Below are 14,356 nucleotides of genomic sequence, written 5' to 3'. Positions count from 1 at the left end.
AAACTCGGGCCTTAGTCCCGCCGTTGAGTGTCATCAGATATTTCCTCCAATGCGACACCGGCCATTTCCTCCTGTCGGACTGCGATGTCGCCAAGGGAGAGGATCCCGGAAACGGTTCCGGCTGCATCGAACACGACAAGCCGACGCATCTGAAGCTCCGACATCCGTGCGGCCGCTTCCAGGAGATCGTCCTCCTCTAGACAGCCCTCTATTCCAGACGTCATGATACTGGAAACGGGTTGATCACAGGATATTCCCTCGGCCACGGCTCGTATGACGATGTCTCGGTCGGTCACGACACCAATGGCGTCTCCGTCAATGATCGGGATTATCCCGGTATCCACTTCCGACATCAGCTGCGCGACACGGCGAATTCGAGCGCCAGGACCAGCCGTGACGATTTTTGTGGTCATCACCTCTCGTACTTTCATCGGTTTTTCCTCCGTGCTCGACTGAGACAACCTCCAATCTTGAAGGTTGTTCCCTTTGGCACGCCAGGAGAATTGCGTCGGAAGACGATGCGCGCGCTCCGATGCAAACTGGATTTGGTGAGATGCTTCACAGCCTATGTGTTTTTTGTCGCAGGGCATCGCTCGGCAAGTGCTCTTGCGCAAGCCGGCTCAAAACCAAGGACGGGCGCCCAGGCGTGCCTATCTGACCGGGCACCTGCATCTCGACGGTCTGCCAGCGTACGCAAAAACATAGGCAACAACAGGATGTTATACAGCCGGCAATGCGCAGGTGAAGCTGAATCGTGCAGCGACGATCCTGTCGTTCGTGTTCCCTCTCATTCTGAGTCCAATGTCCGTCGCTGATCGATCCACCATGCAAAATCGGCTCCTGGCCCGCCTTCCTGATGAGGAGTTCCGCGCCATTGTGCCATCACTTGAGGCAGTTCATCTTCCCCAGGGCTTCGTCATTGTTAAGGCCGAGACTCTCATCGAGCACGTCTACTTCCTCTGCAGGGGGATCGGCTCCGTCATTACAGTGTCCTCAGGCCGCCAAAGAGCTGAAGCGGGGATGTTTGGACGCGAGGGCTTTTCGCCGACGTCGGCAGGCGTCGGTGGCACGATCAGCGTCCACGAGGTATTGATGCAGGTAGAAGGATACGGATATAGAATGACATTAGATGCGGCGCTGCAGGCGATTTCTCAATATCCTGCTTTCGCCAATCTTCTGGCGCGCTTTATCCAGACGTTCGCATCGCAGATCTCCTTCACTGCCCTGTCGAACGCAAATTACCAGATTGACGTGCGATTGGCGCGCTGGCTACTCATGTCGCATGACCGGGTTGACGGTGATGAAATCGCCCTGACCCACGACTTTATCTCTTTGATGCTCTCTGTTAGGCGACCGAGCGTGACAACTGCGCTCCATGTACTCGAGGGCAAAAGGTTTATCCGATCCGAGCGCGGACGGATCATGATCCGTGACAGGCGTGGAATGGAAGAGTTTGCAGGAAATGCCTACGGCAAGCCGGAAGAAGAATACCGACGCCTGATCGGCGATCTCTGATCAGGCGCTTGCGTCTTTGCTCTCCGTTCAGAACAGGTTTTTCATCAACCGTCGATATTCCTCTTCCGGCTTGCCATAGGCGTCGCGGGCGAACTCCTCCATTGCAGGTCGGTTGCGCATGATAATATTGCTCCGCTCCGACTTGATGAAGCCGTTACCCTCGAGGATGTGTAATGAGGTCGTGACACTCGGCCTTCGAACCGAGAGCATCAGGGAGATAAATTCATGCGTAAGCCCGATTTCATCGCCCGGCACACGGTCATGGCACATTAGAATCCAGCGTGCCAGTCGCTCGGTAACGTCGTGGATTGCGTTTGAAATGGCGGTGTAGGTCAGTTGGACCGAGAAGGCCTCAATCGAACGGATCATCACTTTGGAAAAATTCCGGTTTTGGTCCATCCATCCGCGAAAACGCCCATAATCCATGCGATAGGCCTCCGAATCGAGAAGTATCACCACTTCGTGGGGGCTGTTTTCCGTACTCGCCACGGCAGAGGTTGGAACATAGCCATCGGAGCCGAATATTCCTGCTTCGGCCCGGTTGCCCTCGGGCGTCGACGCGATAATCGATCCGATACCTGACGTGAGAAAATAGATGTAATCGATGGGCTGCCCTGCATGGGCAACGACAGTACCCCGCGAAAGCTTGAGGAATTCAAGATCTTGCGCAATTTGGCCGTAGTCGCTTTCAGGCAGGATGTTCAGCAGCTTGTTTGTCACCGAGGACTGAGCTGGCGAAACCATGGCCTTTCCTTTCCGTCCGGCAGGAATGATCGCACCAGTCTGGCGCCTCCGCCTGATGTGCTAACCGGGAAAGGACATGCAAAGTTCCCTATTGGTGATTGAAAGGCGCGCCAGGCCTAACGATTGAAAGGGGCAGTCTGCTTAATGAATACAGCCCTCCAGCGCTTTTGCGGCACGTCTACGGTGTCGACCGCTGACGCGAAGTGACCAGTGATCTACATATGGTTGGGGAGGAATGAAAAAGATGAGCATCATGATCGTTGAAGACGATTACGTCCTTGCCAAGGACCTCCAGTCCATTGTCGAGGCGGCGCGGCATCGAAGCGTCGGTCCGCTGCAGAGAATGGAGCAGGCTCTCGCCTACGCAGCCACCGCAGACATTGCTCTAGTCGCCCTCAAACTTGCCGACGGACCGACCAGAGCGTCTATGGGGCGCAAGCTCATCGACATGTTCCGACTGGAGGTCATCTATGTAACCGGGGCCGGAAGGTCTGAGAGCCGGCCTGGATCCAGTGAAGTGATCATGAAGCCATTAAGCGAAGAACAGGTCTCTGCCGCCATCGCACGTGCGGCCCTCAGGCATGCCACCCGCTATGACCGGATTCGACAGTAGAATTCTTGTTTTTAAAGAATGACGGACACAGTGGATTTAAGCAGACCTATATCCGAATTGCCAGGGGCGTTGGCGCTGTTGCAGGTGATGAAAGGAATGGCAATCGCGTGCGATCTACATGCACCGCTGCCCGTCATTTCGTACTCTAGATCAGCGGCGCCACAGCACCGACCCTTGGTGTGGTTTTGACCTGGTCTATGTCCATCAATCGACGGTACTCTCGCTCGGGAGCGCCATATGCGTCCCCTGCATAGTCTTCAAGACCGCTTCTATCCCGCACCACAACCAAAGCGCGCTCTGATCGAATAAGACGTTGCCCTTCCAACATGTGCAGCGCAATTGTGACCGAGGGCCTTCGTACGGCGAGCATCAGAGAAAGATAGTCGTGCGTCAGGGCGATCTGGGAGCTTTGCATCCGATCCTGCGACATCAATATCCATCGCGCCAGCCGAACATCGATCGTATGGGATGCATTGGAAAGTGCGGTAAAAGCAACTTGATGGTTGAACGCCACGAGATAACGAAGCAAAAGGTCCCTCAGCGCCGGACTGCTGTTGACAGGACCGTGCAACGCCGTGAGCTTCAGCCGCAGGCCATGCCCCGCGACCTGGATGACAATATCGAATGGGCCCTCACTTGGCCTTACAAGCCCTCCTATGGGCGTAAACCCTTCCCGCCCCACCATTCCTGCCTCTGCCCGCCGGCCCTTGGGAGACACTGCAATGACCGAAGCAATGCCATTGCAGGGAAAATAGACATGGTTGAATGACTGCCCGGCCGTGGCGAGGTGGAAGCCTTGGGGAAGATCGACTTCCTCGAGGCCCGTCGAGATCAGATCATAGTCGTGATCGGAAAGGCTGTTAATAAGCCTGTTACTGCTGCGGTTTCCAGTCATGACGGAGCCTTCGGCGCCATCCCGCCTTAAGTGCGCGATGACGAGTGCCTTGGAAGACGACGGATCAGGTGAAACAGGTTCGTGCCCTAAAAGTTCCGATCATCCGCGAGAGTGGGTCTCGTCCGGGGCTTAATGGTGCTTTGTGGAAAATAGAGCGAGCGCAATATCACCCAATGCATGGACGTCTTCGCAAAGGTGAAAACCGCCGAAGCTATCCTTAACGCTGGTGTCAACGTGTGAGGTCGCAAACACGAATGGAATTCTGAAGCTGTACAACCGATCCGCAATCAGAAAAGCTGCTTCCACGTCCAACCTGATATCAAGGATGGCGGCGTCGGTTGCCTCAGGGTCAATCATGTTGATAGCAAACGGGACGCTCGCCCCCGTGATCCTCGCGCCAGCTGCCTCCAGGAGCCGCCGAGCTTCGTCCGCCACAAAGTAATCCACTTCAACGACCAAGATTCTTTTGCCGGCGAACAGGTTGAGCGGAAAGCCATGGTTATTTAGGTCCTTATTGGCCACGATTTCCCTCACGAGTCATTCTTGCCTTTCGACTCTAGATAGTGTCCGGTCCCTGCCGAGATGCGGCCGGCCCGTAAACCATTTCCTCTCCATAAAGTCGATTTCTGTGAGTTGGTCCACTCACTTCTTGGTTGCGCGAATCCAAACAATGGAGGCGATCTTTTGTTCCGCCCTCTAACTGGCACTTGCGGCGGCAGTGCCTATGAAGTGTCGGGCCTCGACTTTCCGGTTCACTGCATCCTTTTCCGGGTAAGTGCGTTATCGAGTGGCAATACTCGCAAAGGCCCCGAGGCGTCTGCCATGAAATCTTCAAGCACAACGACACTGCTCATTCTGTCGATGGCTCTTTTCGGCCTGCTCACTACGACGCGAAGCGCGGCGAACGGCGCCGTACAAACCGCTGCAGAAGATCATGGGAGGGGTAGACACGCCAAGGTTCCAGAGGCCATACCAATGAAAGGCCTCCGCGACGTCTTTTGGCGCGTGGTTCATGAGGTTCTTGATGACCGCGTGGCACTCATCGCGGCCGGCGTGACCTTCTATCTCCTCCTGGCGCTTTTTCCCGCGCTCGCCGCCCTTGTTGCCATCTATGGTTTGGTTGCAGACCCGGCGACAATGGCTGATCACTTGCGCGAACTCTCGGCATTGTTGCCGCCAGGCGCGTTCGACCTCATCGCCGATCGGATCAGGAGCCTCGTTGAAGCGAGAAGCAGCACGCTGGGGCTGACATTCTTTGTCGGCCTGGCAGTCGCGGTATGGAGCACTCACAGCGCTACGCTTGCCATTTTCGACGCAATGAATATCGCTTATGAGGAAACGGAAAAGCGCGGTCTGATCAGGCTGAACGTGCTTGGTCTCTGTTTCACGCTTTGCGCAATGCTTGCTGCAACCTTGATGATTGGACTGGTCGCGGTGATGCCCGTCTTGTTGTCCTATCTGTGGCTCGATCAATTCAAGGAAAATCTGGTCCTTTTGCTGCGCTGGCCTTTCCTCCTCCTGATTGCGGCGATCGCAACAACTGCCGTATACCGGTTCGGACCAAGTCGCGAACCGGCAAAGCTTCGGTGGATGACCTGGGGGGCCGCTCTCGTGACGCTGGCCTGGTTTTTAATGTCAACCGGCTTCTCGTTCTATCTCGACCATTTCGCCAACTACAACGCAACCTATGGTACTTTGGGGGCGCTGATGGGTTTCCTTGTCTGGACCTGGCTGTCGTTTGTCATATTGATCGTAGGCGGCGAATTGAATGCAGAACTGGAGCATCAAACCGCAAGGGATACGACGACCGGCGCCGCGTTGCCTATGGGAGCCCGCGGTGCCTATGTTGCAGATACGCTGGGAAAGACGGCCGATGAGTGATTTGTCTGAACCGGCGGGCCACGACTGAAATAGCAAGATTCCCGCGACATCAAGAAACAGTGACGATTGCCGGAAACCTTCGGCAACGCTGGTGGTTTTGTCATCCGCATAGGAGATCACGATGACGTTTGCTATCGTCACCACATTGATAATAGTGCTCGTTGCGAGCGCTCGATACCTCACCTACGCCTTGGTCGGGTATCTCGACTATTTTCTCGAAGAGCGACGAAACCTTGCAGCGCTGAAAAAGGGTACACGGCGACGCCCCGATCGATTTCGGCAATAGCCACTTGGCCAAAAACGGTTAGTTTAGCGTTCTGTCTTTCTGCGCCGACTTCTCGCATCACGCGGGGGTGCCGGATCTCAAAACAACGACGCTTCGCGGGGAGAGGCGGTATTCGTCGGCTTCAATCGTTTCTTCACGGGCATCGGGATTGGTTGTTGTCAGGACTGTTATCCAGTCATCCTTATCCGCGGGAAGCTTGAAGTCCACGTCACCGTCGTGAGGATTGAACAGAAGAAGGACGTCATTCCATCCTTCGTCGGAACAATCGGATTGCGATAGCCTCAGGCCAATGGTCGTGCTTCCAGGATCGGACCAATGTTCCTCGGTCTGTACTCCGCCGACTGGATTGAACCAGGTGACAGCCATGCCGTCGCGCCAGTTCTCGCGCCTGAAGATCGGGTGCTGACGGCGCAGCTTGATCAGCCGCGTCGAAAATTCCCGTAGTTCCTCGGCACTGGCTGGAAGGTTATCCCAGGGCACCCAGCTCACCTCGCTATCCTGGCAGTAGCCATTATTGTTGCCCATCTGGCTCCGGCCGAACTCATCACCAGCCAGCAGCATGGGCGTCCCATGGGACAAGAACAGCGTCGTCAGAAAGTTTCGTTTCTGCCGATCGCGCACCATGTTGATCGCTTCATCACCTGTTGGACCTTCCACGCCATAATTGAAACTTTGATTGTCGTTGTGGCCGTCCTGGTTGTCTTCGCCGTTCGCTTCATTATGCTTTTCATTATAGGAGACGAGGTCGTTGAGCGTGAAGCCATCATGCGCCGTGATGAAGTTGATGCCAGCCCATGGCCTGCGCCCGCGCAGATCGTAGATATCGCCGGAACCGAGCACACGGGCGGCGAAGTCTTGCGTCATCCCGTCTTCGTCCCGCCAGTAACTGCGAAGCGTATCTCGATATTTATCGTTCCATTCAGCCCATCCGGGTGGAAAGCCACCGACTTGATAACCACCTGGTCCTATGTCCCATGGCTCGCCCACGAGTTTCACCTTTGAAAGCACCGGGTCCTGGCCGATTGCATCGAAGAACCCGCTACGCTGGTCGAAGCCTTTCGGCTCGCGTCCTAAAATGGTGCCGAGATCAAAGCGGAACCCGTCGATGTGCATGGTCTCAGCCCAGTAGCGAAGGGAGTCCGTCACCATTTGCAGCACTCGGGGATGCGACGTGTTGATCGTGTTTCCGGTACCGGTATCGTTGATGTAGTAGCGAGGCTCGCCCGGCAACGTCCGATAATAAGAGAAATTGTCGATCCCCTTGAACGAGAGCGTGGGGCCAAGCTCATTGCCCTCGGCTGTATGATTGTACACGACATCCAGGATCACCTCGATGCCGGCGTCATGGAAGGCCCTGACCATGTCGCGAAAGCCGGCCATGGCGTCAGGGCCGTAGTAGCGCGAGGCCGGTGCAAAAAAACCAAGGGTGTTGTAGCCCCAGAAATTCCTCAAACCCTTATCGAGGAGATGCGCATCGTCGGGAAACCAGTGAATTGGCAAGAGTTCGATGGAGGTAATGCCAAGGCTCTTGACGTAGGCGATAATGTCCTTGTCCGCGAGGCCCTCAAAGGTTCCCCGAAGATTGCGGGGGACTGCCGGGTGCAATTGCGTAAACCCTTTGACATGACACTCATAGAAGATGGTCGATGACCACGGGATCGAAGGCTTGGCATCCCCCTTCCAGTCATAGGCTTTCGCATCAACGACGCGGCATTTCGGCATGTCCGCCGCGCTGTCGGTGTCATCGAATGCCAGGTCCTTTTCAGGGTCCTCCATCTGATAGGCAAACTGGGCCTGGCCCCAGTTGATTTCGCCAACAAGCTCCCGGGCGTACGGATCAACCAGCAGTTTGTTCGCATTGAACCGATGCCCGTTTTCGGGCTCATACGGTCCATCAACGCGGTAGCCGTAGAGCGACCCGGCCTTGAGACCGGGAATATATCCATGCCAGATCTCGTTGGTGTACTCGGGAAGCTCAATTCGTTCGATTTCTTGTCTTCCATCATCGGAAAAAAGGCATAGCTCCACGCGTTCGGCATGAGCGCTGAAGAGTGCGAAGTTCGTACCTTCCTGGTCAGGAGTGGCGCCGAGGATCGTATAATCACCGGCCTGGATGCGGGAAGGGGGTCGGCGCATGGCATTTCCTTGAGGAGAAGACTGGAGATGAGAACACGTGAGGCTTCTTTAGGTTCCGGGCTGCTCAAGAACACGGGTGCGGACCATCCGGCAGTTTTGTTGCCAAAGTAGTATTGAGACATCTCGAACGGCAGTTGGAACCATTTCAGGCAAACGCGGTTGGGGCGCAGGAGGACCCATCCATGAGCACTGGTGACGACAAGAACGTCAAAAAGTACGAAACCGATCGACGCTATCAAGACGAGGATGCAATTCGACAGGACACGACGCGGCGTTGGCTTATCTGGGGAGCGGGAATTGTCGGCCTGGCAGTGTTCATGGTGGCTCTGCTTAGCTACCTCGTCTGGCCGCCTTCCGTTAGGACGGATCCCGCGGCTACCGCCTCGACGAAAGCGCAAATGAAAGAGCCGCCATCAAACGTACCGCCGGCCGTAGCACCGACCACGATCGACCGTAGTCCCTCGCCAAGTGGCGGCGGCAGCGGACCAACGGGCGTGACAAGTCCAACAGGACCGAGAAAGTAAAGTAGGCTACCGTTCGCGGGATCGTTTCCTCTGCGATAGGCAAAGCGTCTTGATCCCCAGTGTGGGCATTGTGTCCTTCGTCAAATTGCCAGTGCTTCGTCGTAACTGACTGCGCCGAGGGAGCTCAATAGTCGCGATCGGGCACGGCCGACACGGCTTTTTACGGTGCCGATCTCACAATGCAATCTGTGAGCGGTTTCTTCGTAGGAAGCGCCAGACGCGACCAGCATGAGCGCCTCCCGATAAAGGGGCGAGAGATTGTCGATTGCCTTTTCGACATCCCTGTAATGCATTGCCCATTCCTGCGATGATGATACGGGAACATCGGACAATGCCGCGTCTTCGTCTATTCCAAGTGGACTGCGCTGCGAGGAGCGGGTTTGGCTGAGGAACGCATTTTTCAATATGGTGAAGGTCCAGGACTTGAGGTTCGTGCCGGGCTCGAAATGGTTCCGGTGTGCAAGCGCCTTCGTAATGGTCTGCTGGACCAGGTCATCGGCATCCTCGGAATTCTTCGCGAGTTTCAAGGCAAACGCATTGAGGGCGGGAAGAAGGTCAATTAATTGGGTTTCCACTTGAGGGGCTCCGTCATTGTTCCGCAGAAAAATGGTGGGGCAACCAATCTGTTCCGGAAACCTGGAAAAGGGTCCAGTACCGTACAATAATGAGGCTCGGAAAAGCTACGATTGAAAGGCAAACAGGAGAGTTGAGACGCGCGCAAGCAACCCGGGGAACGCCTAGCGCCGATCTGACGGGATACCCTCCGTCGATCATGCTATGGCAAGCGCGCTGCCGGACAGGTAGGGTGCTCGCCTGCCAATTCGTTGGCCATGGTGAGAAACCGGAAAAATCAGCATGTTCACCATCCCTGTCGCGTCCGGTTGACACGGCACGCGCTCCAAAGTGCAACACTCATTGCGGTCATCGGTTCCACCGACATGCGAGACAGATCCGCATCGTATCGTGTCGTAGGTCGGGGCAATTCTCGGGAAGCTGGAGTAGACCTGCTTTACGCGGTCAATGTCACGGCTGACGTGGTCAATGAGGGAGCCAAACGAACGTGTTTTGCGGCTTTGAGTTAAAGACAATCGACGTCGGGCCAGGGCAACTGCGGGTCCGCCACGGCGGCTCCGGTCCACCCTTGCTGCTGTTGCATGGACATCCGCGCACTCACATGACCTGGGCGACTGTGGCAGACCTTCTTTCTCCATATTACACGATCATCTGCCCCGATCTGCGAGGATTCGGGAGATCCTTCCAACCGCAGGATTCGCCTGACAGCCATGCCTCGTCTAAAAGAGAAAAGGCTATGGACTGTCTGGAATTGATGCGGATCCTGGGATACCGCACATTCTCGGTTGCCGGGCACGATCGGGGTAGCTACTCGCATTTCGGCTCGCGACGGACCATCCTTTGGCGGTGCAAAGGCTAGCGGTCATCGATAGCATTCCGATCATCGACCACCTGGAGCGCATGGACTGGCGTTTTGCCCGCGATTGGTATCACTGGTTCTTCTTTTCTCAAGAACTCAAGCCGGAGGCAGCGATAAATGCCAATCCTTTGGGTTGATATGACGCGATCAAGCCTGGCCTCATGGGCAAGGAAGCCTATGACGACGTCGTTTCGGCGCTTACGGATCCGGTCGTCATCCATGGCATGGTCGAGGACTACCGTGCGGGGTTGACTGTCGACTGGAAACATGACGTCGAGGATCGAAACCATGGCCGGAAAATCCAGTGCCCGTTGCTATGCCTTTGGTCACGTTTCGATGATCTCGCGGATCATTTCGGAGACCCTTTGCAGATTTGGCGCTCCTGGGCAAACGATGTGCAGGGGCATCCGCTAGACAGCGGCCACCATGTCGCTGAGGAAAATCCGCAGGCATTGGCCACTTCCCTCAGGCTCTTTTTCGCGTAGCACGGCTCTTTTGACGATCGTCTTTGACCGGGCGATTGTCCCTTGGGCTGTTGGCGGCGGATTGTGCAGTCTCGCATTTTTGAGGCAAAGCTGGGACGCTCATTGGCCCGCCACGATCGAGCGCAGCGCTATCACGGCCACGACGGTGCGTGTTTCATCGGCAATCTCGATGCTGCGCCCATCGACCGACCGACCATTTCTGATTTCCGCTGCAAGCAGTTCTCGAGCAGCGCCATTCGCTTCCGAAATCGCACTGGTGAGATCCGAAAGAAGAGTGCCATCTGGATCCTCGATAAGTTCGTCGCCCTCTCGGATGTTGAAGAAAAATCGCTTCATGGTCCTAACCTTCCTGGCAGTGAAGCTTGGTCCTTCACCGCGCTTGATGACGGCCACGTAAGGGCTGGAGAGACGAGGCCAGGTCCTGGAGACATGCTGACTGCTGGAAACCCTACGAGCGCTTTGACAGCACCTTACGGTATCTTCGTCGACGTCGGCACCAATCCAATTGTTGCGAACTCTTGGGTATCGGTTGAAGCCTGGCGTGAGTGTGCATTTGTGGCGTTGAGTGCTTTGCGAACCTCGTCCTCTTCCCACCCGGCGCTAACGGCGGATGCAACGAGATTCTCAATCCTTTCGGTCTCTGACGCATGTGACGTCTCATCCAGAAACCGCCTTGCGGGTAGGAGACACTCGATGAGATTTGCCTCTCGCGCTTGCGCGTCGTCACAATAGCTCGGGGATGCAACATATGGCATCTTTCATCCCTGTTTTACAAAGCTTTGAGGAAAGCTCGGCCACATACGAAATCGGCCGAGCTAACCGTACTTACGCTGCCTTTGCGTTGGCTGCTGCCACGGCGAGCTGTGTCAGTTTCTTGTCGGTCGCTTCTTCCTCTGCAAGGGTCTGCTTCAGCAACGGGATGGCATCCCTCAGACCGAGCTGATTGGCCCAGGCGATCAGTGTGCCATAGCGGGCGATTTCGTAGTGCTCGACGGCCTGCGCGGCGGAAATCAGGCCGGCATCCAATGCTGGAGACCCCGTGAATTCTTCAATGATCTCCTCGCCCTCTGAGATAATACCTTGTATCGCCTCACAGGTCTTGCCACGGGCAGGCTTGCCAATAATCTCAAATACCTGCTCTAGGCGCTCGATTTGCCCCTGGGTCTCGTCGCGATGTTGGAGAAACCCAGCTTTGCCTTCCTGTGACTGGGCAGCACGCGCCATTTTCGGGAGCGTCTTCAGGATCTGCTTTTCCGCGTAGTAGATATCCTTGAGCGTGTCCAGGAAGAGATCGTCCAGTGTCTTTTGAGTAGCCATCGTGTCCTCCGAATGTCGAGTTTGCGCTGCCCAAACTCAAAGCTTGCGCGGATGTTCCCGAAAGGAACCATGATCCTCGTTCGGTGTTTCGTGACCATGACAACGATGCTCTCCAAAAATGCGATCGCCGCGGTGGTTGCGGAAGCCAAACTTTCCACTGGCCTTGTTTATCTTTCCAGCCTGGAGGCGGGGATTACGCGCAAGTGCGGCAAGAACGGCTTTCTCTACTACGCCGCGGACGGGCGCCGCCTGACCGATAAAGACGAAATCGCCCGCCTGAACCGCCTGGCGATTCCACCCGCTTATCGCGATGTCATAATTTCGCCCGATGCTCGATCGCATCTGCAGGCGGTTGGTATTGATGCGCGTGGACGCAAACAGTACCGATATCATCCTGAGTGGCAGGCCGAGCGCGAACGCGCAAAATTTGACAGGCTGGCCGACTTTGGCATGCGGCTTCCCGATATTCGCGAGCGCGTTGATACGGACCTGCGTGCGCGCGGGCTGACCATTGACAAGGCACTCGCAACCGTCGTGTGGATGCTCGACAATCTCTATATCCGCATAGGAAACGCCAGCTACGCTGACACAAACAAGTCCTACGGATTGACGACCCTGCGCAATCGGCATGTCAAGATCGAGGGCGCGACCGTAAGATTTCGCTTCAAGGGCAAGTCAGGCAAGGAGTGGAACCTCGCCCATTCAGACCGCCGGATCGCCAACGTCATCCGTCGACTGCAGGAACTTCCCGGTCAGCAGCTGTTCAAGTACATTTGCGAGCATGGTGATTGCCGGCAGATTTCCTCCCAGGACGTGAACGCCTATATCAGGGAGGTCGCAGGTGACGAATTCACGTCGCGCCAGTTTCGAACCTGGGGGGCCACCTGCCTGGCGGTCGCGGCGTTGGCGCCGCTCGATATCGCAAGCTCAGAGCGGGCCGTTGTTTCGCAGATGAACGAGGCGATCGATCTGGTCGCCGCCAAGCTGGTCAACACCAGGGGCGTCTGCAGGTCCTCTTATATCCATCCTGCCGTATTCAGCGATTTTCGCGCTGGCCGACTGGGTGACGTGCTCAGACGCAAGACGACCAGCCAGCGGTTGCTCAGGTGGATGGACGAGGAGGAAAGCGCTGTCTTGCATTGGCTCAAGTCACAGCGGGGCGAATAGGAATGCGGGTGGAGCGGTGGGTTCATCTTTGTATTGATATGCAGCGCATGTTTGCAGAAGACACACCCTGGCAGGTGCCATGGATGAAGACTGTTTCACCGGAAGTGGTCGAGGTTGCCTCCCGCTTTCCCCAGCGCACGATTTTCACACGATTCATTCCACCACGAAATGCGGAAGCCATGGATGGGATGTGGAAGGCCTACTATGAGAAGTGGCCGATGATGACGACAGATCGGCTAGCGCCGGAAATGATTGAGCTTGTTTCGTCCTTGCATTCTCTCGTTCCACCGGCCCGCATATTCGACAAGTTTCTCTATTCTCCCTGGGTCGACGGCCGCCTTCACTCCGCGCTTGGCAGCGAGGAAGTCGGGACCATTGTATTGAGTGGAGGCGAGACGGATATATGCGTCCTTGCTGCGGCCCTTGGCGCGATCGACCTCGGATACCGTGTGATCTTGCTGAAGGATGCCGTTTGCAGCAGCGCGGACGATACGCATGACGCTTCCCTGCAACTGCTGGGAGATCGCTTCTCGGTACAGGTCAAAATCATGCGAACTGAAGATTGGTTGATCGATGCGACCGATCCGGACCTGCGGTGAATTTTCCGAGTATCCAAATGAAACAGGCTGGAGCATCCCCCTGCAAGGGTCGGAACCATTTCAACCATCTCGAGTTGGAGACTTGAGTCCAACCAAGGAGATTATAGTCATGATTTCAGCCAGCGACATCAAAGACCATATGGAAGTCAAATCTGCCGACGGCCAGCATATCGGAACGGTGGACTATCTCGAGGGAAGCGAGAGCATCAAACTTACGAAGTCGGATTCTCCAGACGGAGAACATCACCATCTCATTCCCCTGGAGTGGGTCGACCACGTCGACGCACACGTTCATCTTTCAAGGAACGCATCCGACGTCCGCTCCAAATGGACGCATCTGCCGAACTAAGCAACAAGGCCTGCGGTTGATTGGCCGCGGGCCTTTCCGCATGTCCCATAATCTCGCCCACGACTTTCTTTCCCTGTCTAATTCCATATGTGGACGGCTCCCTGTTGCAAGTGTTTTCTGCAGATATTTTTGATCGGATCGCTTGCTTCCATATGTGCGGCCTTTGTGTGTGGTCGCACATGACCACTGGCCAAGATGGTTTCCGCAACGCGCGTTCCTAACACGGCAACGACCTTAAAAGGCCAGTGGAATTAACGGAGTGTCACGCGTCTTGGATCGATCGATCGCACCATCTGCTCTTCACTTGCAAGTTCACAGCATCAGCTCAGCACGGTGACGTCCCTGCTCACCGTGATGGCCAATCTCCTAAATTAAACTGTTGCGCTTTGTCCTTCTGTACGCCTGTAAGTCTC

At 55.8% G+C, this 14,356-nt stretch carries 16 protein-coding genes and 1 pseudogene; 9 read left to right on the top strand and 8 right to left on the bottom strand.

The annotated features are described in order from the left end of the window. Nucleotides 1-11: 11 nt before the first annotated feature. Nucleotides 12-431, bottom strand: a complete 420-nt coding sequence (locus tag AF71_RS26185) for a CBS domain-containing protein (RefSeq protein WP_029792580.1) — start codon at nt 429-431, stop codon at nt 12-14. A 370-nt stretch (nt 432-801) separates the two neighbouring features. Between AF71_RS26185 and AF71_RS26180 the strand changes: the two genes are divergently transcribed. Beyond that, a complete protein-coding gene (locus tag AF71_RS26180) occupies nt 802-1,515 on the top strand; it encodes a Crp/Fnr family transcriptional regulator (protein ID WP_029792578.1) in 714 nt (237 codons plus the stop codon). A gap of 27 nt (nt 1,516-1,542) precedes the next feature. Here the strand turns inward: AF71_RS26180 and AF71_RS26175 are convergent, their stop codons facing one another. Continuing rightward, nucleotides 1,543-2,259 carry a Crp/Fnr family transcriptional regulator gene (locus tag AF71_RS26175; protein WP_029792577.1) on the bottom strand — a complete coding sequence of 239 codons (717 nt, stop codon included), beginning with the start codon at nt 2,257-2,259 and terminating at the stop codon, nt 1,543-1,545. Between the two features lie 244 nt (nt 2,260-2,503). On the opposite strand from AF71_RS26175, the gene AF71_RS26170 reads away from it, so the two are divergent. Beyond that, nucleotides 2,504-2,872 (top strand): response regulator, encoded by a 369-nt coding sequence (locus AF71_RS26170; RefSeq protein ID WP_029792574.1) that lies wholly within the window; start codon nt 2,504-2,506, stop codon nt 2,870-2,872. A gap of 145 nt (nt 2,873-3,017) precedes the next feature. Here AF71_RS26170 and AF71_RS26165 read toward each other — a convergent pair whose 3' ends face one another. Both AF71_RS26165 and AF71_RS26160 read right to left on the bottom strand, forming a co-directional pair. Further along, nucleotides 3,018-3,767 carry a Crp/Fnr family transcriptional regulator gene (locus AF71_RS26165; protein ID WP_029792573.1) on the bottom strand — a complete coding sequence of 250 codons (750 nt, stop codon included), beginning with the start codon at nt 3,765-3,767 and terminating at the stop codon, nt 3,018-3,020. A 129-nt stretch (nt 3,768-3,896) separates the two neighbouring features. Next, on the bottom strand, nt 3,897-4,301 hold the full coding sequence (locus AF71_RS26160) for a transcriptional regulator (RefSeq protein WP_029792572.1): 405 nt from the start codon (nt 4,299-4,301) through the stop codon (nt 3,897-3,899). Nucleotides 4,302-4,589: 288 nt separating this feature from the next. On the opposite strand from AF71_RS26160, the gene AF71_RS26155 reads away from it, so the two are divergent. Together AF71_RS26155 and AF71_RS26150 are read left to right on the top strand one after the other, a co-directional pair. Further along, nucleotides 4,590-5,648 carry a YihY/virulence factor BrkB family protein gene (locus AF71_RS26155; RefSeq protein ID WP_169683799.1) on the top strand — a complete coding sequence of 353 codons (1,059 nt, stop codon included), beginning with the start codon at nt 4,590-4,592 and terminating at the stop codon, nt 5,646-5,648. A gap of 121 nt (nt 5,649-5,769) precedes the next feature. After that, nucleotides 5,770-5,934, top strand: a complete 165-nt coding sequence (locus AF71_RS26150; RefSeq protein WP_169683798.1) for a hypothetical protein — start codon at nt 5,770-5,772, stop codon at nt 5,932-5,934. 57 nt (nt 5,935-5,991) lie between these two features. On the opposite strand, the gene glgX is transcribed toward AF71_RS26150, so the two are convergent. Beyond that, entirely contained in the window at nt 5,992-8,070 is a 2,079-nt protein-coding gene (gene glgX, locus AF71_RS26145; RefSeq protein ID WP_169683797.1) for a glycogen debranching protein GlgX, read from the bottom strand. A gap of 182 nt (nt 8,071-8,252) precedes the next feature. Between glgX and AF71_RS26140 the strand changes: the two genes are divergently transcribed. Then, a complete protein-coding gene (locus AF71_RS26140; RefSeq protein ID WP_169683796.1) occupies nt 8,253-8,594 on the top strand; it encodes a hypothetical protein in 342 nt (113 codons plus the stop codon). Nucleotides 8,595-8,674: 80 nt separating this feature from the next. Here the strand turns inward: AF71_RS26140 and AF71_RS26135 are convergent, their stop codons facing one another. Further along, a complete protein-coding gene (locus AF71_RS26135; protein ID WP_169683795.1) occupies nt 8,675-9,169 on the bottom strand; it encodes a sigma-70 family RNA polymerase sigma factor in 495 nt (164 codons plus the stop codon). A gap of 485 nt (nt 9,170-9,654) precedes the next feature. Here AF71_RS26135 and AF71_RS26130 point away from each other — a divergent pair. Continuing rightward, a pseudogene (locus AF71_RS26130) lies at nt 9,655-10,511 on the top strand (alpha/beta hydrolase). Between the two features lie 99 nt (nt 10,512-10,610). Here the strand turns inward: AF71_RS26130 and AF71_RS26125 are convergent. Together AF71_RS26125 and AF71_RS26120 are read right to left on the bottom strand one after the other, a co-directional pair. Further along, nucleotides 10,611-10,847, bottom strand: coding sequence for a hypothetical protein (locus tag AF71_RS26125; RefSeq protein ID WP_169683794.1), 237 nt, complete (start codon nt 10,845-10,847; stop codon nt 10,611-10,613). A 489-nt stretch (nt 10,848-11,336) separates the two neighbouring features. After that, nucleotides 11,337-11,828, bottom strand: coding sequence for a ferritin-like domain-containing protein (locus tag AF71_RS26120; protein ID WP_169683793.1), 492 nt, complete (start codon nt 11,826-11,828; stop codon nt 11,337-11,339). A gap of 96 nt (nt 11,829-11,924) precedes the next feature. Here AF71_RS26120 and AF71_RS26115 point away from each other — a divergent pair, with 96 nt between their 5' ends. From AF71_RS26115 to AF71_RS26105, 3 genes are all read left to right on the top strand, one after another. Continuing rightward, the gene (locus AF71_RS26115; protein WP_169683792.1) at nt 11,925-12,995 is read left to right on the top strand and encodes a DNA topoisomerase IB; all 1,071 of its coding nucleotides are present in this window, start codon (nt 11,925-11,927) and stop codon (nt 12,993-12,995) included. Between the two features lie 2 nt (nt 12,996-12,997). After that, a complete protein-coding gene (locus AF71_RS26110; RefSeq protein ID WP_029792724.1) occupies nt 12,998-13,594 on the top strand; it encodes a cysteine hydrolase in 597 nt (198 codons plus the stop codon). A gap of 109 nt (nt 13,595-13,703) precedes the next feature. Continuing rightward, nucleotides 13,704-13,943, top strand: a complete 240-nt coding sequence (locus AF71_RS26105) for a DUF2171 domain-containing protein (RefSeq protein WP_029792723.1) — start codon at nt 13,704-13,706, stop codon at nt 13,941-13,943. The last annotated feature ends 413 nt before the right edge of the window (nt 13,944-14,356 follow it).

The sequence above is a fragment of the Rhizobium sp. 57MFTsu3.2 genome (assembly GCF_012932765.1).
In the GTDB taxonomy this organism is placed as follows: Bacteria; Pseudomonadota; Alphaproteobacteria; order Rhizobiales; family Rhizobiaceae; genus Rhizobium; species Rhizobium altiplani.
Note: the sequence above shows the minus strand (reverse complement) of the source record. Positions and strands in the feature narration are given on the sequence as shown.